We start from the raw sequence: 22933 nt of genomic DNA, 5'->3' as shown, positions 1-22933 counted from the left end.
TGAGGTCTGAGCGTCCGCTGACCTCGTGTTGATTCTGCTTGACCTCACAACGGCTCAGTGCACCCGCAGCACCTCAAACTGCTGCCGGCTCGGAGCGACCTGTATCGACACTTCATCCCCCTCGCATTTACCCAGCATGGCCCTGCCCAAAGGGGCTTCGCAGCTGATGACCTGAACGAGCTGACCGCCGCTGACCAACTTCATGCTGCCCCCATCCGGGCCTAGAAAGATCTGCTGCTCCTTGTCGTCGGAATCGACCAGGCAGACCAGCGCGCCGAGCTGTATGCCTTTGCTGGCGTCGTAGGGGCGCGGGCGAAATTGGCGCCAATGGGCCAGCGCCTGGCGGATGGCCTCGGCGCGCCGAGCCTGGCCGGTCGCCAGATAGGCGGCTTCAAGCCCCAAGGTGTCGTATTTGTTCTCGGCGATGTTTTCTTCGTGGGTCGCCGTTTCATGGGCCGCCCGCATTGCCTGCTCGGTTTGCAGCAGGTCTTCTGCGAGCCGTTCCAACACCTGCTGCTGCAGCAAAAATTTATCCATGATCAAAGTGAGGCATGTCGAACGAGCGGTGGGCAGGTCTTGATTGTGAAGGGCTCCGACAGACTTCGAACGCTTCCGTTGGCCACAGGCCAACTTCAGCGATGGGAGCGATGCCGCAGCTCAAGCGGCTAAGCCATTGGCAGAACTGACCAATCACCCGACACTTGGCATTGGCCTCACTCAGGCGACTCCATCAACAAAAGACGCTCGGATAGAGTGACAGATATGCGCCCTGATCCCCTTGCCTGGTGGCATTCTGAGTTCGGTGAGATTGCGCCTCGCGGGCATCTTCTGCGTCGCGCTCTCAGCGCGCAATGGGTGCGGTTTCATTCACTCCCTGAATCGAAGCGGTACGCTGAGTCGCTGGACGAATACGCCGAAATTGAACATCGACATTGTCTCGTCGCATCGGCGCTCTTCAGCGACAACGAGCCCTTGTACGTCTTTCGCGCGCTTGGCGAGGAAGCCAGGCTGCGTGGAAAGGCCAAGCATCAGCTTGCCGGGCGCCAATTCAGAGAGGCCGTTGCTGTGATGCAGCCCGAAAGTCTTGGGCAGGACGAAGAGGATCGAATGTATGTCCGGGCTTTGGTTTCCCACTGGAAACCCGATTTTTTCGAAGCTGCGATTCGCCTACTCGCAGACTGGAAAGTGGTGGGCATCACGTTTGTTTCTCCGGCGACAAAAAACATTTTCTGTCCCTACGACGGTGGGATGGACGTCTTCACGCGCTCCATCGCACCCGAAGAGCTTCGTGCCCGCTTTACGGACTGGCTATCGCCCCGTCCGGACGGTCTATGAAAGACGGCTTGTGGCCAAAGCGAACATCCGTCTCAACCGAAATTGGCCATACGTGACAGACCTTGAAACCACTAATCAGTATGCGGCGACCAGGATAGAACCCCGCGAACAGGTCGACATTTCCCCAATAACTGTCCAGCGCAGGTCCACTGGCGGCGCCACGTTGCCATGGCGGGAAGAACTGAGGCGATCCGACAAGCTGCGAAAAATAACTGTGGCTCGATCGAGAACCACGACGACTCAAGCATGCTGCAGACATTCCAAGTGCTAAGGGATTTCGGGTTGGCGAGTACGTGGGGAACGACGGTCATAGAGCCTCGTCGGCGGTCGTATGAGCCCATGCTGCAAGAAACCCGGCGATTCGTTCCTCGATACCACTCTCGATGGTGCGCAGGCGCAGGATGGGAAGGTGACTTTTCGCCAAGATGTGATTCTTCAATGCGTCCCGCGCTGCCTGCTCCGGTTTGTCATGGCGGCCACCATCGACTTCAATCACCCCCAAAGGGGTCTTGCCTACCTTGAAATAAATCACGAAATCGCAACTTGCACGCGACATGAAGGCGCGCTCGCGTTCTGTCATGTTCGGGTCGCTGGGCGATGCAACCTGATTCAGCTTTACTTGGCCGTGGTACATCAAGGCTTGACACGCCTGGACGGACAGGGCCTCGCGCAGCACCTGCGCCACGATCTGCTCGGACTTGTAACGCGAATCCTCAGGCCGCAATCGGGCGTTCAAGCGTGCCAGAGACTGGTCGTATTCACGGTAAAGCAGGTCGAAGGCCGACACCACAGGGGCACGCACGATCTGCTCGTCTTGCGCGTAATAGGTGACGTAGCGCATCAGGGCAGCGATGTGGCCGTTATTGCCGGTGAATACCTCGTCGCCTGTCACCAGAGTGAAACGGTGCTTGGCCCGCGACACCGCCACGTTGACCATACGCGGGTCGTCGATGAAATCCAGTCGTGGACGTGCCTGGTTGTAGCGTTTCTTGTCCAACACGGTGGAGAAAACGATCTCGTCGCATTCTCGACCCTGGAACTTATGCACGGTGTCCTTGACGAAATCCGCCGGCAAACGCGTGCTGGACAAGTTGACCTGTGCCCGGAACGGGGCGATGAACCCACGCCCGTCGCCGTCCAGTCCGATGGGCTCTTCTTCTTCGCTGAGCAGCTTGACCAGCGAGTCCAGCTCTCGCAGGTTGGTATTCTGACGAGCGTGGTTACCCTTGGCAGTCACCACCAAACGCAGGGGCTCCTCGCCGTCGTCCTTGGTCATCGGCACTAGCGCGTTGTCGTAGAACTGCTGGTTGCAGAACTGGATGATCTTGGGATGGCAGCGGTAATGCTCTTTCAGCAGCGTCCTCGGCAGCGCCCCCTTGAACACGCCGATGCAAGAGTCGAGCAGGCTGTAGCGCTCGCAATCGTAGGCCTCGGCAGGCGCCCGCAGGCCGAGCACCACGGGGATATGTGCCAACTGACGGCTGTCGCCAACGACGATCAGGTTCTTTGCGCAACCCAGCGGCAGGATGCCCGGCACGAGGTCCTGCAGCGAGGCTTCGTCGATGATCACGTAGTCGAGGATCGCCCCCGGCGCGATCGAATTGACGATGGAGTGCGTGCCGCTACCCAGGATCGGGAAGCGCTTCACGAAGGCATCGAACTGTCGCCGGTACGTCTTCGCATCAAAGCAGTCCAGCGGACGTTTCTGACGTTGCAGGTGCTGCTTCAGGTGGCGCATCGACGCTGTCTTCAAGGCCTCCAGCGAGACATCGAAATTGCCGCGAGCGAGTGACTCTCGGCACGCCTGAAGCTCCGCTTCCTTGTCCTGCAACGCCTTGTCGTAATAGTGCATTTGTAGGGCGTGAAACACAGCCAGACGTGCATCACCCTCGGCGAAAGGCTTGGCGCGAAAAATCCTGAAATTGAACAGCAGCTCAATGCGGTCCTTGAGGCGGATGCGCTGCTCGCCAAGATGCGACAGGTAGGCCATCAGGTCTGCAGTCTTGCGCGGGTTCAGCCCGTACTTATTCACTGAGGCGGTGGACTGCACGCCACTCTCTTCAAGCCACCGCGACAGATAACGCCGCTCAACGCGCAGCTCATCGATGTCGACCTGCAGTTGCGCCGCCCGATTGTGGTCATGCAAATGCTGTTTTACGCGAGCCAGCAACTCCTGAATCTCTTCCAAAGCCGGCGCACACTCAGGCTCATCCGAGGGCCATGCAGGCAGGTCCGCAAAGAAGTCGCTGCGATTGACCTGATTGCCAAGTTTGGCGATCAAGTGGCCCAGGCCAACTTTCTCCAGTTTTTCGTAGACGTTTTGTACCGCTGCATTGTTGTTGGACAGCACCGCCACCGTTTGCCCACGCAGCAAGATATTGGCAAGGACGTTCAAGATGGTTTGAGTCTTTCCGGTTCCTGGCGGGCCTTCTATCACGCTCACTTGTGAGCGAAAGGCTTGCTCCACAGCCGTAAGCTGACTCTCGTTCAGCCCGAACGGATAAATCAATCCCTGGCCCGGCCTCAGCGCACCGTTGCGCCCAGTGCAATAGGCTTGCAAGGCGGTGTCGGCACTGGCAGGCAGTTGCCCCAGTTGGCGCACAACATTGGCCGCAATCTCATAGTCGGTCTTCGAAGCAGCGCGCTTCATCCGGGAGTTCGCTACAGCCGCAAAATACTGAAAGACCGGAGCATCCTTTATGGTCGTCGGCGCGTCCAGGCCGATGCTGTCCATTTTGTAGATATATGGCTTGTTGGCATCGGGATACTGAACGACGGCATACCGCTCGCCATAGATCGTCGCCCTAGCGATGGGTTTGACGATCTTGCTGCCAAGCTTGGTCAACATCATCTCGCCCAGCTCACGGATAGGAGCAACGCGACACTCGCAAAGCGGGTACGTGTATTTTTTCTTGGATGTGTAGGAACAGGTCAGTTGCAAGGCTTCGTACTTGTCGCTCCAGAAAATCGCCCAGTCGCTGATCTCCGCGGTCTTCTCTTCGTCTCCCACATGAATCGAAACCATACATCCCTTAATGCAGTTGTTAAGAGAAGTATGGCTCGCGTTAAAAGAACGGGCGACCAATTTGTGCTTTGCAACTTTATGAAAGTCGCTCCGGGTCGATATGAGCCTGTCGCTGCGGGCATAAGCGCCCGGTTCAGGGTGAAGCGATCGTCCAATACCGATGGTCTTCAATGGCTGCGTTGGGAATCGCCGCCGCGGGGACTTTTTAATGGGCCTGGGCTGCGTCCCGTAAGACGAAGCCTCCCGGCTGGCCCGTTAGATCACCAACCTTCGATTTCTGTGGCGCTGATTCTTCAAAATCTTAGTTCTGGGACTGATAGTTTCTTCAGGCCAACCTAACTTCTCACATTAACTCCCCCACTCTCCCCCACCACCCAATCCCTGAACGCCTTCACCAACGGCGCCTCCGCCCGCGCCTCCGGATACACCAGGTAATACGCATCGCCGCTGGTCAGCACGGTATCCGACAGCTCCACCAGGCTCCCCGCCGCCAGCTCCGGCTCGATCAAGAACCGCGGCAGCAGCGCCGCCCCCAGCCCCGACACCGCCGCCTGCGCAATCATGGCGAACTGCTCGTGCCGTGGCCCGCGCAGCGCCAGGCTGGTCGGCTCGCCCACCAATTCGAACCATTCCGACCACTGCGTGGGCCGCGTGCTCTGCTGCAGCAGCACCACGCGCGCCAGGTCTTGCGGGGTGTGGATGCCGTGCTGGCTTTGGTAGCCAGGGCTGCACACCGGCACCACTTCTTCGTGCATGAGGTATTCGCACACCGCCCCGGCCCAGTGGGGCGTGCCGAAGTGGATGGCGGCGTCGAACGGGGTGCCGGCAAAGTCGAACGGCTCGGAACGCGCCGCAAAATTGACCGTCACCTCCGGGTGCAGCGCCATGAAGCCGCCCAGGCGCGGGATGAGCCAGCGGGTGCCCAGGGTGGGCAGCACGGCCAGGTTGAGCAGGCCGTCGGTGCTGCTGAAGGCCATGGCTTTTTGCGTGATGGCCGACAGCTGCTGCAGCACGCCCTGCAGGTCGGCGGCATAGACGCGGCCGGCGTCGGTGAGCACCACGCGCTGGCGCACGCGGTGGAACAGGGCGGTGCCCAGTTGCGCCTCCAGCTGGCGAATCTGGCGCGAGACGGCACTCTGGGTCAGGTGCAGTTCTTCGGCCGCGCGCGACACGCTGTGGTGGCGGGCGGCGGCTTCGAAGGCCAGCAGGTCGGCCATGGAGGGGAGAAAGGCGCGGCGCAGCAAGGTCATGCTCCAAGGGAATGACTCTGCGCAGGGCATTGCCAGCCAGCGCAGATTCGACTAGGGCAAGGGTTTTTACCAACCCAAGACTTGATTCCATTTTTACATCAAGTCGTTCCGTTATTTTGCTATGCAGACGGGCGCGATTGGGGGATATTGGCGCACGCTTTCTTGCTTCTTTTCTTCGTCGCGTTTTACCGTTCTTGTTTTTTGACTGCGAGCACTACCGCCATGTCTGCCAACGCCACCAACCCTTCCGCACCCGCCACGCCCGCCCCCGCCGTCTCGGCGGAGGTCGATCAATTGCTGCAACGCCTGGGCGTGCCGCGCACGGCCTACACGGGCGGCAGCTTGCCCGTGCGCTCGCCGATCACAGGCGAGACGATCGGCGCGGTGCCGCAGCACAGCGCGGCCGAAGCCACGGCGGCCATCGGGCGGGCGCACGCGGCCTTTCAATCATGGCGCAATGTGCCGGCGCCACGGCGGGGCGAGCTGGTGCGCTTACTGGGCGAAGAGCTGCGCGCGGCCAAGGCCGACCTGGGCCTGCTGGTGACCATCGAGGCGGGCAAGGTGCCGTCCGAGGGGCTGGGCGAGGTGCAGGAGATGATCGACATCTGCGACTTCGCCGTGGGCCTGTCGCGCCAGTTGTACGGCCTGACGATCGCCACCGAGCGCCCCGGCCACCGCATGATGGAAACCTGGCACCCGCTGGGCGTGTGCGGCGTGATCTCGGCGTTCAATTTTCCCGTGGCGGTGTGGTCGTGGAATGCGGCGCTGGCGCTGGTGTGCGGCGATCCGGTGGTGTGGAAGCCGTCGGAAAAAACCCCGCTCACCGCGCTGGCCACGCACGCGATCGCGCAGCGCGCCATCGCCCGCTTCGGCGCCGATGCACCCGCGGGCCTGCTGGAGCTGATCATCGGCCAGCGCGACCTGGGCGAGGTGCTGGTGGATGACGCGCGCGTGCCGGTGCTGTCGGCCACGGGCTCCACCGCCATGGGCCGGGCCGTGGGCCCGCGCCTGGCGGCCCGCTTTGCGCGCGGCATCCTGGAGCTGGGCGGCAACAACGCGGCCATCGTGGCGCCCACCGCCGACCTGGGCCTGGCGCTGCGCGGCATCGCCTTCGCGGCCATGGGCACGGCGGGCCAGCGCTGCACCACGCTGCGCCGGCTGTTCGTGCACGAGAGCATCTACGACCAGCTGGTGCCCCAGCTCGCCAAGGTGTATGCCAGCGTGCAGGTGGGAGACCCGCGCACACCCGGCACGCTGGTGGGCCCGCTGATCGACCGGCCGGCCTTCGAGGGCATGCAGAAGGCGCTGGCGCAAAGCCGCGCGCTGGGCGCCACGGTGCACGGTGGCGACCGGGTGGAGGACATCGCGGGCAGCGAGGCGTATTACGTGCGCCCGGCGCTGGTGGAGCTGCCAAAGCACGAAGGCCCGGCGCTGCACGAAACCTTCGCGCCCATTCTGTACGTGGTGCGCTACGGCACGCTGGAGGAGGCGATCGCCATGAATAACGCAGTGGGCGCGGGCCTGTCGTCGTCGATCTTCACGCTGAACGTGCGCGAGGCCGAGCAGTTCATGTCGGCCGCGGGGTCGGACTGCGGCATTGCCAACGTGAACATCGGCCCGAGCGGCGCCGAGATCGGCGGGGCCTTCGGCGGCGAGAAGGAGACCGGCGGCGGCCGCGAGGCGGGGTCGGACAGCTGGAAGGCCTACATGCGCCGCGCGACCAACACCATCAACTACTCCACCGCTCTGCCTCTGGCGCAGGGCGTGACCTTCGACATCGCCGACTGAGCGATCGGCCGCGGCGCACCGGATCCCCCGCCGCCACGGCCCCCCGGCCTGGGCCCCCACGGGCCCAGCCCATCCCCACAGGAGACAAGCACCCATGGCATTCCACCTCAAGGCCCTGGCTGGCGCGGCCACGGCCGCTGCGGCCTTTTTCTGGTGCGGCGCAGCCGCCGCGCAGGCGTCCGCACCGCCCGCCAACCCATCGGCGCAGCAGCCCACGCTGGAGAAGATCAAGGCCGCCGGCAAGGTGGTGCTGGGGGTGCGCGAGGCCTCGCCGCCCATGGCCTACGCCCTGGGCGCGAACGAGAAGTTCGTGGGCTACCACGTGGAGCTGTGCGAGCGCGTGATGAAGGAGATCGCACCGCAGGCCCGGCTCGAATACATGGCGGTGACCGCGCAGAACACGCTGGCGCTGGTGCAGAACGGCACCATCGACATCGGCTGCGGGCCCACCACCGACAACACGGCGCGCCAGCAGCAGGTGGCCTTTGCCGTGACCACCTACGTGAGCGAGGTGCGCATGGCGGTGCGCGCAGATTCGGATTTGAACTCGGTCAGCCAACTGGGCGGACGCACCGTGGCCGCGTCGGCCGGCACCACCGCCGTGCAGATGCTGCGCAAGCAGGAGCGCGCGCTGGGCGCCCCCATCAAGACACTGCTGGGCAAGGACCACCAGGAGAGCTTTTTGCTGATGGAGTCGGGCCGCGCCGATGCCTTCGTGCTGGACGACAACCTGCTGGCGGGCGCCATCGCCACCTCCAAGGACCCGGCGGCCTACCGCATCGCGGGCGAGGCGATGGGATCGGAGCCGATCGCGCTGCTGTTCCGCAAGGACGACCCCGCATTCAAGGCCGGGGTGGACGGCGTGCTGGTGCGGCTGATGCAGACGGGCGAGCTGGAAAAGATCTACGCCAAGTGGTTCACCAGCCCCATCCCGCCGCGCAACCTGAGCCTGAACCTGCCCATGAGCGGCACGCTGCGGCAACTGATCGCGGCGCCCAACGACAAGCCGCTGGAGGCCTACCTCAAATGACCGCCACCCTGCCCACCGCCCTTGCCAATGGCGCAGTCCCGCCTGGCGCGTTCACGCCCGCGCGGCGCATCGCGGCGCTGGGCGTGTCGCCCATCCTGCGCATCACGGACCATGCCAACGCGCTCAAGCGCTCGGGCCGGCCGGTGATCGTGCTGGGTGCGGGCGAGCCCGACTTCGACACGCCCGACCACATCCTGGAGGCGGCGCGCCGGGCGCTGGCGCGCGGAGAGACCCGCTACACGGTGCTGGACGGCAGCCCGGCGATGAAGGAGGCGGTGCGCGAGAAGTTCCGGCGGGACAACGGCCTGGACTTCGCCCTGGCCGAGATCACCGTGGGCACGGGGGCCAAGCAGGTGCTCTACAACGCGTTCATGGCCACGCTGGACCCGGGCGACGAGGTGATCCTGCCCGCGCCCTACTGGTCTTCGTATGCCGACGTGGTGACGATCGCGGGCGGCGTGCCGGTCACCGTGCCGTGCACCGAGGCGGACGGCTTTCGGCTGACGCCGGCCGCGCTGGAGGCCGCCATCACGCCGCGCACGCGCTGGCTGCTGCTCAACTCGCCCTCCAACCCCACCGGGACCGCCTACACCGCCGCGCAGTTGCGCCCGCTGCTGGACGTGCTGCTGCGCCACCCGCAGGTGTGGCTGCTGTCGGACGACATCTACGAGCACATCCTGTACGACGGCGCGGCCTTCGCCACGCCAGCCGCGCTGGAGCCGCGCCTGAAAAGCCGCTGCCTCACGGTGAACGGCGTGTCCAAGGCCTATGCGATGACGGGTTGGCGCATCGGCTTCGCCGGCGGCCCGCGCGAGTTGATCGCCGCCATGGCGGTGGTGCAGAGCCAATGCACCTCGTGCCCCTCCTCCATCAGCCAGGCGGCGGCCATCGAGGCGCTGACCGGGCCGCAGGCCATCGTGGCCGAGCGCTGCGCGGACTTCCAGGCCCGCCGCGACTTCGTGGTGCAGTCGCTGAACCAGGCGCCCGGCCTGCGCTGCCGCACGCCCGAGGGCGCTTTCTACACCTATGCCAGCTGCGCCGGCACGCTGGGTCGCACCACACCGGGCGGCGCGCTGCTCAAGACCGACGTGGATTTTTGCCAGTACCTGCTGGCCGAGTACGAGGTGGCCGTGGTGCCGGGCACGTATTTCGGGCTAGCGCCGTACTTTCGCATCTCGTACGCTACCTCGATGGCCCAGCTGCAGATGGCCTGCCAGCGCATCCAGGACGCCTGCGCGGCGCTGCGGTGAGCCGGCCCGCCGTGTTTCCACTCCTTCAACGCCCTTGATCGACGCCTTCATGACTTCCACCGTTTCTCCCCGCACCGGCGGCCAGGTCCTCGTGGACCAGCTCATCCTGCACGGCGTGCAACAGCTTTTCTGCGTGCCGGGCGAAAGCTACCTGGCCGTGCTGGATGCCCTGCACGACGCGCAGATCGCCGTCACCGTGTGCCGCCAGGAGGGCGGCGCGGCCATGATGGCCGAGGCGCAGGGCAAGCTCACCGGGCAGCCCGGCATCTGCTTCGTGACGCGCGGCCCAGGGGTGACCAATGCCTCGGCCGGCATCCACATCGCGCACCAGGATTCGACACCGCTCATCGTGTTCGTGGGCCAGGTGGCGCGCGGCGCGCTGGGCCGCGAGGCGTTCCAGGAGCTGGACTACGGCGCCGTGTTCGGCACCATGGCCAAGTGGGTGGTGCAGATCGACGACGCGCGCCGCGTGCCCGAACTGGTGTCGCGCGCCTTCCACGTCGCCACGTCGGGCCGCCCGGGCCCGGTGGTGGTGGCGCTGCCCGAGGACATGCTGACCGATGCCGTGCAGGTGGCCGACGCCCTGCCCTACACAGTGCCGGAAACCCACCCCGGCGCGGCCGCGCTGCAGGAACTGGCCGAGCGCCTGGCAGCCGCCGAACGTCCCATCGCCATCCTGGGCGGCAGCCGGTGGTCAGAGCAGGCGGTGCAGGACTTCGTCGCGTTCGCGCAGGCCTGGTCGCTGCCCGTGTACTGCTCGTTTCGCCGGCAGATGCTGTTCCCGGCCGACCATGCCAGCTACGGTGGCGACCTGGGCCTGGGGGTGAACCCCAAGCTGCTGGCGCGCATCCGCGCGAGCGACCTGGTGCTGGTGGTGGGTGGGCGCCTGTCGGAGATTCCGTCGCAGGGCTACGAGCTGTTCGACATTCCCGTGCCGTCGCAGCCCCTGGTGCATGTGCATGCCGATGCCAACGAACTGGGCCGCCTGTACCAGGCAACGCAGTCCATCCACGCCACGCCGCAGGCCTTTGCCAACGCACTCGCCGCGCTGCAGCCGCCCGCCGCGGTGCGCTGGGCGGCGCACACGCAGGCCGCCCGCGCCGAGTACCTGGCCTGGAGCGATCCGGACCCGATCAGCATCCCGGGCCCGCTGCAGATGGGCGAGGTCATGCGGCACCTGCGCGAGGTGCTGCCGGCCGATGCGATCTTCTGCAACGGCGCGGGCAACTTCGCCACCTGGGTGCACCGCTTCTGGCCGTTCACCGCCTATGCCAGCCAGTTGGCGCCCACCAGTGGATCGATGGGCTACGGCCTGCCGGCCGGCGTGGGGGCCAAGCGGCTGTGGCCGCAGCGCGAGGTGGTGGTGTTCGCGGGCGACGGCGACTTTCTGATGCACGGGCAGGAGTTCGCCACCGCCGTGCAGTACGGCCTGCCCATCATCGTGGTGCTGCTGGACAACGCCATGTACGGCACCATCCGCATGCACCAGGAGCGCGAATACCCCGGCCGCGTGAGCGCCACCCAGTTGAAGAACCCGGATTTCAAGGCGTATGCCGCGGCCTTCGGCGGGCATGGCGAGCGGGTGGAGACGACGGCGGAGTTTGCCCCGGCGCTGGCACGCGCCCGGGCCAGCGGCCTGCCCTGCGTGCTGCACTGCCTGCTGGACCCGGAGGCCATCACGCCCACGGGCACGCTGCAGGGCATCCGCAGTGCGGCCCAGGCCCGCAAGCCGGGCTAAGCGCGCAGCGCGGGCGGCCGTCCCGGGGATGCCCGGGCCGCGCGGGTGTCAACCGTGGACGGGCACCGCCATGTACTGCTCGCGCCAGGCCTCGAAAGGCAGGGTGTCGGCCGCTTCGATGGCCTTTTGCTCGGCCACCGATTGCGCGGCGGCGGCCTCGAACCGGGCCTGCTGCGCCTCGGTCCAGGGCATGGCCAGCAGCGTGTCGCGCGCCCATTGCGATCGCTCCAGCGCGAAGGCGCTGAAGCTCTTGCCGTGCGCCTCGGCCATGCGGTCGAGCACGCGGGCCGACGGCGTGGCCTGCGGCTGCTGCATGAGGCGCCGCGCATCGGCCAGCGCACTGCCGTAGTCGCCGGTGCCGTGCGCGGCGTCCAGCGCCGCGGCCAGTGGCTCGCATTCGGCCAGCACCTGCGCGCCCCATTCGGCCAGCGGAATCTCGCGCCCGGCGCGCTGCAGCAACAGGCCCGGCTCGCGGCCGCGCTCGGCGGTCAGGTGCTGGTTGCGCTGCAGCTCGGCGATCTCCTGCGGCGTGTCGGGCGGACTGTCGGACAGCAGGCAGTGCAGCAGGAACACGTCCAGCAGGCGCATGGTCTGGGTCTCGATGCCCAGCGGCGCGAACGGGTCCAGGTCCATCAGCCGCACCTCGACGTATTCCACGCCTCGGTCGCGCAGCGCGTTCAGGGGCCGCTCGCCCGAGCGCACGGTGCGCTTGGGGCGGATGGTGCCGTAGAACTCGTTCTCGATCTGCAGCAGGCTGGTGCCCAGCTGGTTGTATTCGCCCCCGGGGTTGCGCACACCAAGCGCCTCGTAGGCGGGGTATGGCCGGCTCAGGGCTTCGCGCAGCGAGGCGGCGTAGCCGTCCAGGCCGTTGTAGCTCACCGCCAGCGTGGCCTGTGCATCGCTCTGGTAGCCCAGGCGGCCCATGCGCAGCGAGGTGGCGTGCGGCAGGTAGAGCGCCTCGCCGCCCAGGCGCTGCAGGCCGTGCTCGCGCCCCTGCACGAAGCACGGGCACAGCGCGGGCGAAGCGCCGAACAGGTACAGCAGCACGAAGGCATGGCGGCGGAAGTTGCGGATCAGCGCGAAGTATTCGTCGCTGGTCACATCGGGCAGCGACCAGTTGTAGTGAATGCCCGAGATGGTCTGCATGCGCCGGCCGTAGCGGTGGCCCAGCCCCATGCGGTACACGCTCTTGGCGCGCCCCACGTTGGACGAGCCGTAGCGCGCCAGGGGAATGGTCTCGTCGGTGGGCAGGCCGCAGGGCATGCTGGACAGCCACAGCATCTCGCCGCCCGAAGCCTGCAGGCTGCGGTAGACGAACTGGTGGATCTCGGTGAGTTCGTCCAGGCACTCCTGCACACCCAGGCGCGCGCCCGTGATCAGCTCGATCTGCGACTCGCTGTAGTCGGTGGTGATGTGGGGATGGGTCAGCGCCGAGCCGAGCGCCGCCGGGTGCGGCGTGAGCGCCAGCCCTCCCGTGGGCAGCACCCGCAGTCCCTCTTTTTCGATGCCACGGCGCATGCCAGCCAGTCGGCTGGCGGGCTGCGCGTGGATTTTCCGCTGCAGATGGCTCATCATCATTTGGTCGTTTCTTTATAACCTGATCGTCGGTTCGGCCCGGAACTTAGCACGGCCGGCACACTCTCGCTGGCGCGCCAGATCAAGACCTTGGCTTCGCCCGGCTGCACCGCCCTTCGCAGGCAGGCCCGCGGCCCCGGGTGCCGCATTGCACCATCGCGCGTGTCGTGGCCAGCCAACGCAGGGCGTGCAATGCGCCCGGTCCAGCCACTGTTCCCAGGCAACCCCTTGCCCGTGGAACGCACACGACGCCCATGAAAGACTGGACACCATGCCCAAATTCTCAGTGCGTCCCACCACCTCGTCCGCAGGCGTGCCCGGCAACTCGACATCGAGTGCCCACGCCGGTGCGCCGGCCAGCCACAAGCAGGCCCACCACAAGCTGCACCAGCTCGACCCGCGGGCCGCGCAGAACGAACTGCTGTCGCCCCTGTACGACGCGGGCCGGGCGGCGCGCAAGTACCTCGCGCAGCCGCTGCCCGCCGCCGATGCCGCGGCCATGCCCCCGCGCAAGCCCCGATCGGTGCTGGGCCAGTTGGCGAACAAGGTGGGCAGTTGCTTCGGCATGGCGCGGGGCAATCCGAAGCCCATCGAGGAAATGCTCCGCTACCAGAACACCCCGCAGGACCCCTCGCGCATCCCGCCGCGCAGCCGCGGCCAGTGGGAAAGCGTGGCGCCGGTGCTGGCCGGCCAGATGAAGGCCGGCGAAACCGTGCGGCTGGCCCAGATCGCCGTGGACAAAGCCATCGCGATGGAACGGCTGGTGCAGCACCACGAAGCGCACCAGGCCACCGAGGCCGGCTTGCGCGGCCAGCGGGCCGCGCACATGGCCGACCAGGCGCACCAGCTCACCAGCGAAAAGAAATCCCTGGCCATCTGGCAGGCCGCGCTGCATGCGCAGCAAGCCGCCGCGCAAAAGGAACTGCAGGCCACGCAGCAGCGGCTGGACCAGGCGCTCGAGCGCTTGCGCGCAGACAGCCAAGAGGCGGGCGGCAGCCGCCGTGGCGAGCTGGACGGGCTGGCCGAGCACATCGAGGCACTGCAGGCACTGAAAAGCCGGCAAGCCGACAAGCACGCCGAACTGGTGCTGCGCAGCCAGGACAAGGACGCCGCGCTGGAACACACCCAGCGACTGGCCCAGACCGCCGCGCGAGAAATGTTCGAGTTCGAAGCCGGCGCCGCCGACCTGAAGTCGCTGCAGCCGGCCCTGGCCCAGCGCCGCAAGGAGGCCGAGGTGCAGCTGGAGCACGCCCAGCGCCGCCACCGGATCGCGACCGAAGCCCTGCAAAAGACCTATGGCGAGGTCATCGACCTGCAGCTGCGGCGCCTGCCCGGCTTCGAGGTGTACCGAAGCTCGCCCGAGATCGAGGCCCTGCGCGAGGCGCTCCGCGACTGGGTGAAGACCATCGACCCCACCCGCCACGGCGCCGAAGCCGTGGTACCCGCAGGGGTCCTCACGGCGACGATCAAGGCCCTGGCCGACACCAGCGGGGGCGATGCGTCGGTCGCGCTGCAAACCCTGAAAACCCTGCGCGTGCACACCTGGGGCACATTGCTGCCCGAACCGGCCGCTGGCCGCGGCACGCATCCGCCCCTAGACGCGGCCAGCCAGAGCATGGTGGACCTGCTGGCCCGCATACCGCGCGGCACCCAGGCGCTGGGCCACCTGATGGCACCGGCTACCGAAGGCATGCCTGACCACACCCGGCGCCATATGGCCCGCCGGGCGCTGCACGCCGAGGCGGAGCTGCGGTCTGCCACCCCCCCGGAGCTGCGTGAATGGCTGGCCGCGGCCTCCCATGCCGCCCGCACGGCCCTGCACGCGGCCGACCCGGTCAAAGCGCTGGCGGCCTGCACCGACGATCAACGCGCGGCCTACAACGCCATCCGCAACAACTACCGCAGCAACGCCAAGGGCTCGGCCTACGACCGTGCCAACCAGCATCTGCAGAAAATCGCCGACTGGCTGCACGACATCGATGACACAGCCGACACCGGTGGCCGGGCTGCAGCATCCCCCACCGCCAAAAGCAAACGGGGCCAGAAGATCAACCCGCTGCGCTCACTGCCCCAGGCCCTGGAGGTAGCGTCGGCCACCGCATTACCCACCCCCACCCGAAGGGCGGAAGAAGAACTGGAAAACGCGGCAGACCACCTCACCCAATACCTCATCGCGCTGCGCGCGCAGCAGCCGGCGACGCAGGTGCCCTCCGAATCCGAGCTGGCCTGGAAGGCCATCGCCGAAAAGATCCGCTGGGCACCCGAGGGCACGGCGCGGGCGTCCATGGTGCTGGACAGATCCATGCTGGACGGCATCCGGGCGCAATGCGATGCCGAGCGGCGCGCCGCGGCGAAAAAAACCGCACGCCGTGGCGGCGAAGTCACCACGGCCATCGAATCCCCGGCAATGCGGTCCGCATGGGACCGGTTGCGCGCCGAGCCCCACACCGGCGTGCAAGCCCTCGCCTTGCTGCAGCACGCGCTGCTGAGCGAAACCCTGGCAGAAGCAACAGAAGCAACCACGGCAGCGGCCACGTCCGCACCGCCCTCGAACACGGCCGATATGGAGCATGCGCAGGCACAGGGCAATGCATTCCATGTCGCCATGTACAAGGCCCTCAACCTGCTGCACGGCGGAGACCCGGCCAACGCCACCAACAGCCGGGCCCTGTTAAACCTGCTGCGCGATGTGGCCGAGCACCTCGAATGGCGCGACCGGGTGAAAATGCTGGGCCAAAAGACCTACGGCGCCAACGTCGGCCCGCTGTCGGCCGCCGTGGCGATTACCAGTGCCATGGGCCTGGGCGTCAAGCTCATCGGCGGGGTGCAGCACAACGAGGACCGCATCCTGGAGCTTTACCGCGGCCGCACCGGCATGTACCTGCAGATCACGTCCCAGTCCACCAACCAGGTACAGGCCGGTGCCGGGGTGAACACCGGCTACTCGGTCGCGATGGACACCGATCAGGCCAGCTTCGGCGTGACCGGCGGGGCCGACTGGCGCTGGCGCGGCGAGTGGGGTGTGGAGAACGGCGTGCAGATGCGCATGCCCCGGCTCACCAAGAACCTCGAGCCCCAGCTGGACGCGCAGTTCATCGACGCGATGGAGCATCTGTTCGACATGGCGGCCCCCACCGGGGACGGCCAGCCGGCCCGCCGGGACTGGATGCGGGAGTTGCTGGCCCACCACCCCGAGCTGAGCATGGGGCTCATCGACGACGCGCAGCGCAGCAGCATGGGCACCGAGACCAACGTGTCGCTCAGCGCGGGCGTGCGGGTGGGCGAGGTGGCGGGCAAGGGGCGGCGGGCCGGCGTGTCAGCCGGCGTGGGCGTCAAATCCCGGCAGGACAATGGCCAGACCCGCACCACCGTCGCCGGCTACATGACCACCATCTACCGCGAGGCCACGGCCCAGATGAAGGTGGAGGTGTCGGGGCGCGCCACGCTGGGAGTGCAGTTCGCGGAATCCGTGCAGGACGATCCGAAGAACGGCCCGCGTCAGAAGGCCAGCGGCAGCCTGGGGCTGCTGGATGCCAGCTACGGCCGGGAGCTGGTCTCCAAGGCCGTGACCCACTTTTGCACGCTGTTCGTGTTCGACGACGAGATCGACCCGATGCGCAGCGACCGCGCCACCGATGTCTCGGAGTTCGACGTGTTCCAGCAGCTCGTGCGCGACGAGTGGGACAGCTGGTCGGCCTACGGGGTGGGCAAGCTGGGCGCTGCGGTGGACGACGACTTGAAGCATGTCGCGTCCGAACTGCAGCTCGAACATTTCATGGAGCAGACCCAGGCGTTCGCACAGGGCAACGGCCTGGCGGCCATGTTCGCCGACAAGGCGATGAAGGCGCCCGCCGCCCCCGCGCTGGACATGTTCCGTGCACTCGCCCGCATGGATGGCGAAGCCGCCAAGGCGAAGTTCGAGGCGGCCTGCACGGAATACGAAAGCGCGGCCACGGAATTCGAGGCGGCCGGCATGGACCTGCGCTCCACCCGCGCGCACCTCAAGCAGGCCCGCACGGCGCTGGAGGCGGACCAGACGGCCGCCGCAGCGGAGCACCTGGAACAGGCCGCAGCGCGCATGCAGCGCAAGGCGATGGGCAAGACCGGCCGGTCGCCGGTGATGGCGCGCCGGCGGGACGAAGGGGTGGCGCACATGAAGCAGGCCGCGTTGTGCCGGGAGCAGGGAGCCACGCGCCTGCGGGAAGCCCAGGGGCATGCGCAGGGTTTCGACGACCTGGTGGTGAAGGACGAACTGTGGGAGCCCACCCTGCTGCTGCTGCGCGAAAAGGCCAAGATCCTGCGCGAGCGAGGCCTGGACTTCTTTCTGAAGCGCCAGAACAACCGGGGCGCCGAAGCCATGCGCACGGTAGCGCAGTGGATCTTGTACGAGCCCGTGCTGCGCGCGGACCCCGGCCACGAGGTGGAGCCGGCCGGGCAATGGAAGGCCACGGCAGCCGCGCCTGCGCAAGCGCGCCTGCCCACCGTGCCCGAAGGCGACGAGGAAGGCGAGATCCAGGCCCACCGGGACTGAGCGCGTTCCCTAGGTGTGAAGCTCCAATAGGTTGTATCCGGTGTTCATCCGGATTGGGTTTGAGAGACTGGAAGTCGCCAAACACCCAATCCACTCAGGACACCCAACCGGATGAACACCCATCAGCATGCCCGACTTACCTTTGCCCGCCGACTCGAGATGGTCAAGCAGATGACGCTGCAAGGCTTGGATGCCGTGCGAGCCGCAGCCACGCAAGGCGTCACCGCGCCAACGGCCAGGAAGTGGCTGGGCCGCTATCTGGCAGGCGGGGAAGCTGCCTTGGCCGATGCATCTTCCAGGCCCATGCGCTCGCCCAGGGCCATCGATGCAGGCAAGGCGTTGCTCATCCTCGAGCTGCGCAAACGCCGAATGCTGCAGGCTCGCATCGCACGCAGCGTGGGGGTCTCGGAGTCCACGGTCAGCCGCGTTCTGGCGCGAGCGGGCATGTCCAGGTTGAGTGACCTGGAGCCCGCCCAGGCTGTCGTGCGCTACGAGCACCAAGCGCCCGGCGATCTGCTGCACATCGACACCAAGAAGCTCGGTCGCATCGTGCGGCCCAGCCACCGCGTCACGGGCAACCGACGCGACTCTGTCGATGGTGCAGGCTGGGAGACGCTGTTCGTGGCCATCGATGACCACGCAAGACTGGCGTTCACCGCCATGCATCCCGATGAGAAGCAGGCACAGGCAGTCCTGTTCCTGCGCAATGCCGTGGCCTATTACGCCCGCCTGGGCATCACCGTGCAGCGACTGCTGACGGACAATGGTCCGGCGTTCCGTTCGCGTGAGTTCAAGGCAACCTGCATCGCGCTGGGCATCAAGCACAGCTTCACGCGGCCCTACCGACCGCAGACCAATGGCAAGGCCGAGAGGTTCATCCAGTCCGCGTTGCGTGAGTGGGCCTACGGCTGGACCTACCAGAACTCGGCCCATCGAACTGCCGCCCTGGCAAGCTGGCAGCACCACTACAACTGGCATCGTCCGCACAGCGGCATTGGAGGCTTCTCTCCTATGTCCAGACTCAGCTTTTCAAGAAAGAACCTCTTGACGCTTCACACCTAGGCCGCGCCCTCGGCCACCCTCAGGCGCTGCGTTTGGCCATAGGTTGCGCGTCCGGCGCCTTCGTATTCATGCTTTGCCGCACCTGGTCCGCATCACTGCGCAGTTCCTCGGCCAGCCCCACCGCCAAGCCCAGGCGGCGCAGCAGCCACGGGCCGAGCTGGGCATCGAACGGGTCGGGCAGCGGCTCGGGGCCGGGCGAGACGCGCGGGGGCATGGCGGCATCCGCCGCCGCACGCGGCGCGGACAGGGCGTTGCCGATGGCCTCGGCCGTGGTGGCCAGTGGCGCCTGCAACCGCTCGGGCTCCAGGTGGCCGCGGCGCAGCAGCAGCATGGTCTTCACGGCCGTGAGCTGGGCCAGCAACTGGTAGCAGTGCACCTGCAGCCGCTCCAGGGGTTCGAGCGGCGGGCGCACGGCGCGCGGCTCCGACAGCGACCGCTGCGTGGCCTGCACCAGGGCCGAGAGACTGTCGTAGGCTTCGCGCCGCGCCAATCGCCAGGCCAGCTCGGGCGCGTTGTCTACCGCCTGCAGTTGCCCCAGGGCCAGCGCCTCGCGCGCATGCAGCGCCTGCGCGGCCAGGGTGCGCGACACGAGGGCGGGGATCTGCGTGCGCTCCCAAGAGGGCAGCACATAGGAAAACGCCCAGGCCACGCCGGTGCCGATCAGGGTATCGGCCAGCCGCTCGAACAGCGCGAAGGCCGTGCTACTGCCCGCATGCAGCATGTGCGACTGCACCAGCCCGAGCACCGTGGCCGCCACCGCGGTGATGAGGTAGCGCCGCACGGCAAAGCCATGGGCTACGGCCTGCGCCAGCGTGAGCGCGACGATCAGCCCCAGTGCCGTGGGGTGCATGGACAGCAGCGCGAGCGCCAGCACGCAGCCCAGCAGCGTGCCGGCCACGCGGCTGTTGCGCCGCTCCAGGGTCTGCGCCAGGCTGCCGCGCAGCACCACCACGATGGTCAGCAGGATCCAGTAGGCGTGCGTGCCCCAGGGCAGCGCCTGCGCCACCGCATAGCCCACGCCCATGGCCAGTGCCGCGCGGATGGCGTGGCGCAGCGGCGGCGCATCCCAGCGCCACAGGCCGTTGAATGGATGCCACGACCACGCGGTGGGGCTCACGAACATCTGCCAGTTCGCGCGCACCACGGCCAGGTTGGGCTCGGCCTCGCCGCGGGCCAGGGCGATCATGCGCAGCGCCTCGTCATTGATGTGGCCGATGCGGTCCGCCAGCCCGCGCGCCAGCAGGCGGGGCGATGGGTTGGCGCCCTCGGGCCCGGGCTGGGGCTGGGGTGCCTCCTCCCAGCGAAGGGCCGCCAGGTGGGGCCGGTGGTCGGCGAAGGCGGTGGGCCTGCGGCCGATGAGCATGGCGTCGGCCAGGCGCTCCATCTCGTCGGCCACGTGGTGCAGCACGTCGCGCAGCCCGACCACCACGGGCGCATGGCCAGGGTGGGCCTTGAGCGTGTCCAGGTCCAGCTCGCAGGCCAGCAGGTGGTCGCGCATTTCCAGCACCAGCAGCAGCATGCCGGCCAGCCGCTGGCGGCGCGGCGTGCGGGGCGACTCCAGCACGATGTTGCGCGCGGCCTGCAACTGCTCGGCCAGGGCCGCCTGCCGGTGCAGCAAGGCCCCCGCCAAAGCGGGCGCGGGCGGTCCCTGCAGATCGACGGGCGTGAATTGCCGTGCCTGCACGCGCATCAGCGCAGCGAGCGCCAGCAGCGCATCCGCCACCGACTGCACGCGGTAGCGCGCATTGAGCGCATGGTTGGCCACCACCGAATACAGCACGTACAAAGCCGCCCCGAGCGCGAAATGCCCGGTGGTGGCCAGCGCCGCCGTCAGCGGGTCCACGCCCGGCGTGGGCGGCACGGCCATGGAGAACACCATGGAGAACATCACGGCCACCGCGATCGGCACGCCGCGCTTGCCCCAGGCCATGGCCAGGAACGCGACGAAACTGGCCGGCACGATCAGCAGTCCCAGGGCCAGCTCCGAAGGGTGCAGCATCTGCACCCCGAAAAAGAGCGGCACGCCCAGCAGGGGCGCCGGCAGCATCTGCCAGAACTTGCCCCGCGCCGGGCCGGGCAGGTCGGGCGGCGCGGTGACGATGACCCCGACCGACGCCGAGGCGGCCGCCGCCGCGCCCAGCCAACCGTGCACCCCGGCCGAAATGAGCAGCAGGCCGAAGGCCACCGACAGGCCGTTGAAGACATAGTGGCTCAGCGCCACGCGCAAGGCGGCCCGCAGGCGGTGTTCCGGAGAGATCCTCATAAGCCGGCAAGCGTAACGCAGCACTGCGCAACGCGGCGTCAGGCAGCGCCCCATTCGCGGGGCTGCCGGGTAACATCGGCCACCCCGTCGCCGCCCGGCCCACCCCATGTCGCCAACCACCCCGTCGCCGTTCCACCGCACCTGGTCCCCTGCCCCGCGCCGCACACCCTGGTCGGTATTGCGAGGGCTCGCCGCGCTGTGCGCCGCGGCCGTGCTGTGCGGCTGCGCGGGGGTGACGGTGTCGTCGATGTCGCCGCGCGAATACCTGTCGCAACGGCGCGGCGACGTGCTCACCAGCGGCCGGGTCAGCGAGGCCACCGAAGAGGTGCTGCGCGTGATCGGCAGCGATGCCGACACCTGTGCGGACGACCTGGCCGACTGCCGCAACCAGCTGGCCGCCTCGAACGGCATCAGCGAGGAGCAGCGCCTGTCGGCGCTGGCCGAGGTCTGGCTGCAGGTGGGCCTTGAAGGCGAACGCGACCGCAGCGCGCCACTGCCGCAGGACGAGGCGCTCGATGCCTGGATGGAGTCGGCCCGCTACGCCTGGGCCTATCTGTTCTTCACGCAGCGCTCCCCCGGCGAGCGCGCCTTCGAAGACCGGCAGACGCAGGTACGCGACTACTACAACTTCGCCACGCAGCGCGTGGTGTCCCTGCTGTTCCAGCGCTACCGCGCCGAAGGGCGCCGGTCGGACGAGGCGCGCACCCTCGGCGCCTGGCGGATTTCCAGCAACGCCTCGGACATTCGCCTGCCCAGCGACGCCCCGCTGCCCGAGGAACTGATCCCGGCCACCACGCTGCGGTTTTCCGGCGTTCGCAACACCTACCGGCGAGACGGCTTCGGCACGGAACTGGTGGCGGCGTCGGTGCCCGAGCCGGGCGAGCAAACGCCCGCACCGTTCAAGGAAATGCCCTACCCCGCGGCCACCGCGCTGTTGCGGTTTCCCGGCAAGACGCTGGGCGAAGTGCTGCGCACGCAGGAGGTGCAGGTGGCGATCTACGACCCCTACCACACAGCGCGGGTGGAACTGGGCGGGCAGCAGGTGCCGCTGGCAGGCAACTTCACCGCGGGGTACGGCCTGTGGCTGGCCCGCTCGGGCTTCGCCACGCAGGCCATGCGCACGCTGCTGGGCTGGAGCGACCGGCTGGACGCGCCGCGCATCCACCTCATGCAGCCCTATGACCCGAACCGCCGCACCATCGTCATGCTGCACGGGCTGGCCAGCAGCCCCGAGGCCTGGATCAACGTGGCCAACGAGGTCCTGGGCGATGCGCAGTTGCGGGACGCCTACCAGGTGTGGCAGGTGTACTACCCCACCAATGCACCGCTGGCCCTCAACCAGCACGACATCCGGGAGGCCCTGGTGCAGACGCTGGCGCACTTCGATCCCGCCGGCACGGCGCGCGCATCGCGCGACATCGTGCTGGTCGGCCACAGCATGGGGGGCGTGCTGGCGCGGCTGTTGGTGTCCGAATCCGGCGACACGCTGTGGGACGAGGTCATCGGCCGCCCCGTGCTGCCCCCGGAAGACCAGGCCCGGTTGCGCGAGGACCTCGGCCCCTTCCTGGTGTTCCACCCCATGCCCCAGGTGAGCCGGGCGGTCTTCATCGCCGCGCCCCACCGGGGCACGCCGTTCGCCAACAAGACCCTCTCGCGCTGGCTGGCCAACATGGTGACGCTGCCGCTGGCCGTGCTGGAGCGCTTCGGCGATGCGACCCGCACGCTGGCCAGGGCACAGGCCACGCAGCCCTCGTCCGGGGGCGTTCCGCCGCGTCTGCCCAACAGCATCGACAACCTGGCCGACACCGACCCATTCGTGCGCGCCGCCGCCGACCTGCCGATCGGCCCGCGCGTGCGCTACCACTCCATCATGGGCCGCGAAGACCCGGGCACCCCTCTGGCGCAGTCGAGCGATGGCATCGTGCCCTACGGCAGCGCCCACCTGGCGGGTGCCGAGTCGGAACTGGTGCTGACCTCGCACCACAGCGTGCAGGAGAACCCCCGGGCGATCCTGGAGATCCGTCGCATCCTGCGCGAGGCGCTCGCGGCCGAGCCGGTGCGCTGAAACGCCGGCGCGGCGCGACGC

Annotated in this window: 13 protein-coding genes; 8 read left to right on the top strand and 5 right to left on the bottom strand. The window is 67.6% G+C overall.

The window, feature by feature from the left end; genetic code table 11:
• Nucleotides 1–54 precede the first annotated feature (54 nt).
• Nucleotides 55–537 (bottom strand): GreA/GreB family elongation factor, encoded by a 483-nt coding sequence (locus AVMA1855_RS05480; RefSeq protein ID WP_284424901.1) that lies wholly within the window; start codon nucleotides 535–537, stop codon nucleotides 55–57.
• Nucleotides 538–762: 225 nt separating this feature from the next.
• Here AVMA1855_RS05480 and AVMA1855_RS05475 point away from each other — a divergent pair, with 225 nt between their 5' ends.
• Nucleotides 763–1335, top strand: a complete 573-nt coding sequence (locus tag AVMA1855_RS05475; protein WP_284424900.1) for a DUF3885 domain-containing protein — start codon at nucleotides 763–765, stop codon at nucleotides 1333–1335.
• A 307-nt stretch (nucleotides 1336–1642) separates the two neighbouring features.
• On the opposite strand, the gene AVMA1855_RS05470 is transcribed toward AVMA1855_RS05475, so the two are convergent.
• Together AVMA1855_RS05470 and AVMA1855_RS05465 are read right to left on the bottom strand one after the other, a co-directional pair.
• On the bottom strand, nucleotides 1643–4360 hold the full coding sequence (locus tag AVMA1855_RS05470) for a DEAD/DEAH box helicase (protein ID WP_284424899.1): 2718 nt from the start codon (nucleotides 4358–4360) through the stop codon (nucleotides 1643–1645).
• Nucleotides 4361–4695: 335 nt separating this feature from the next.
• Nucleotides 4696–5610 carry a LysR family transcriptional regulator gene (locus AVMA1855_RS05465; protein WP_284424898.1) on the bottom strand — a complete coding sequence of 305 codons (915 nt, stop codon included), beginning with the start codon at nucleotides 5608–5610 and terminating at the stop codon, nucleotides 4696–4698.
• 222 nt (nucleotides 5611–5832) lie between these two features.
• Between AVMA1855_RS05465 and amaB the strand changes: the two genes are divergently transcribed.
• The 4 genes from amaB to AVMA1855_RS05445 all read left to right on the top strand — a co-directional run bounded on the left by amaB (nucleotide 5833) and on the right by AVMA1855_RS05445 (nucleotide 11416).
• Nucleotides 5833–7398 (top strand): L-piperidine-6-carboxylate dehydrogenase, encoded by a 1566-nt coding sequence (amaB, locus tag AVMA1855_RS05460; protein WP_284424897.1) that lies wholly within the window; start codon nucleotides 5833–5835, stop codon nucleotides 7396–7398.
• A 94-nt stretch (nucleotides 7399–7492) separates the two neighbouring features.
• Nucleotides 7493–8428 (top strand): amino acid ABC transporter substrate-binding protein, encoded by a 936-nt coding sequence (locus AVMA1855_RS05455; protein WP_284424896.1) that lies wholly within the window; start codon nucleotides 7493–7495, stop codon nucleotides 8426–8428.
• On the top strand, nucleotides 8425–9678 hold the full coding sequence (locus tag AVMA1855_RS05450) for a pyridoxal phosphate-dependent aminotransferase (protein ID WP_284424895.1): 1254 nt from the start codon (nucleotides 8425–8427) through the stop codon (nucleotides 9676–9678). Before AVMA1855_RS05455 ends, AVMA1855_RS05450 begins: the two co-directional genes overlap by 4 nt.
• A 49-nt stretch (nucleotides 9679–9727) precedes the next feature.
• Nucleotides 9728–11416 carry a thiamine pyrophosphate-binding protein gene (locus tag AVMA1855_RS05445; RefSeq protein WP_284424894.1) on the top strand — a complete coding sequence of 563 codons (1689 nt, stop codon included), beginning with the start codon at nucleotides 9728–9730 and terminating at the stop codon, nucleotides 11414–11416.
• Between the two features lie 48 nt (nucleotides 11417–11464).
• On the opposite strand, the gene gshA is transcribed toward AVMA1855_RS05445, so the two are convergent.
• Nucleotides 11465–12988 (bottom strand): glutamate--cysteine ligase, encoded by a 1524-nt coding sequence (gshA, locus tag AVMA1855_RS05440; protein WP_284424946.1) that lies wholly within the window; start codon nucleotides 12986–12988, stop codon nucleotides 11465–11467.
• A 274-nt stretch (nucleotides 12989–13262) separates the two neighbouring features.
• Between gshA and xopZ the strand changes: the two genes are divergently transcribed.
• Complete coding sequence (gene xopZ, locus AVMA1855_RS05435) at nucleotides 13263–17522, top strand: XopZ family type III secretion system effector (protein ID WP_284424893.1); 4260 nt, start codon at nucleotides 13263–13265, stop codon at nucleotides 17520–17522.
• Between the two features lie 111 nt (nucleotides 17523–17633).
• The gene (locus tag AVMA1855_RS05430) at nucleotides 17634–18584 is read left to right on the top strand and encodes an IS481 family transposase (protein ID WP_284424892.1); all 951 of its coding nucleotides are present in this window, start codon (nucleotides 17634–17636) and stop codon (nucleotides 18582–18584) included.
• 19 nt (nucleotides 18585–18603) lie between these two features.
• Here the strand turns inward: AVMA1855_RS05430 and AVMA1855_RS05425 are convergent, their stop codons facing one another.
• Entirely contained in the window at nucleotides 18604–20847 is a 2244-nt protein-coding gene (locus AVMA1855_RS05425) for an FUSC family protein (protein WP_284424891.1), read from the bottom strand.
• A gap of 106 nt (nucleotides 20848–20953) precedes the next feature.
• On the opposite strand from AVMA1855_RS05425, the gene AVMA1855_RS05420 reads away from it, so the two are divergent.
• A complete protein-coding gene (locus AVMA1855_RS05420; RefSeq protein ID WP_284424890.1) occupies nucleotides 20954–22912 on the top strand; it encodes an esterase/lipase family protein in 1959 nt (652 codons plus the stop codon).
• Nucleotides 22913–22933: the final 21 nt, after the last annotated feature.

Source organism: Acidovorax sp. SUPP1855 (assembly GCF_030158955.1).
GTDB lineage: Bacteria > Pseudomonadota > Gammaproteobacteria > Burkholderiales > Burkholderiaceae_C > Paracidovorax.
The sequence above is the reverse complement of the archived record's forward strand: the minus strand, read 5'-3'. Positions and strand labels throughout refer to the sequence as shown.

Bases quoted from the DNA above. Each gene is read 5' to 3' on its own strand.
- AVMA1855_RS05480 (WP_284424901.1), bottom strand. From the start codon at position 537: ATGGATAAATTTTTGCTGCAGCAGCAGGTGTTGGAACGGCTCGCAGAA.
- AVMA1855_RS05420 (WP_284424890.1), top strand. From the start codon at position 20,954: ATGTCGCCAACCACCCCGTCGCCGTTCCACCGCACCTGGTCCCCTGCC.
- AVMA1855_RS05450 (WP_284424895.1), top strand. From the start codon at position 8,425: ATGACCGCCACCCTGCCCACCGCCCTTGCCAATGGCGCAGTCCCGCCT.
- gshA (WP_284424946.1), bottom strand. From the start codon at position 12,988: ATGAGCCATCTGCAGCGGAAAATCCACGCGCAGCCCGCCAGCCGACTG.
- AVMA1855_RS05470 (WP_284424899.1), bottom strand. From the start codon at position 4,360: ATGGTTTCGATTCATGTGGGAGACGAAGAGAAGACCGCGGAGATCAGC.
- AVMA1855_RS05455 (WP_284424896.1), top strand. From the start codon at position 7,493: ATGGCATTCCACCTCAAGGCCCTGGCTGGCGCGGCCACGGCCGCTGCG.
- amaB (WP_284424897.1), top strand. From the start codon at position 5,833: ATGTCTGCCAACGCCACCAACCCTTCCGCACCCGCCACGCCCGCCCCC.
- AVMA1855_RS05475 (WP_284424900.1), top strand. From the start codon at position 763: ATGCGCCCTGATCCCCTTGCCTGGTGGCATTCTGAGTTCGGTGAGATT.
- xopZ (WP_284424893.1), top strand. From the start codon at position 13,263: ATGCCCAAATTCTCAGTGCGTCCCACCACCTCGTCCGCAGGCGTGCCC.
- AVMA1855_RS05430 (WP_284424892.1), top strand. From the start codon at position 17,634: ATGAACACCCATCAGCATGCCCGACTTACCTTTGCCCGCCGACTCGAG.
- AVMA1855_RS05425 (WP_284424891.1), bottom strand. From the start codon at position 20,847: ATGAGGATCTCTCCGGAACACCGCCTGCGGGCCGCCTTGCGCGTGGCG.
- AVMA1855_RS05445 (WP_284424894.1), top strand. From the start codon at position 9,728: ATGACTTCCACCGTTTCTCCCCGCACCGGCGGCCAGGTCCTCGTGGAC.
- AVMA1855_RS05465 (WP_284424898.1), bottom strand. From the start codon at position 5,610: ATGACCTTGCTGCGCCGCGCCTTTCTCCCCTCCATGGCCGACCTGCTG.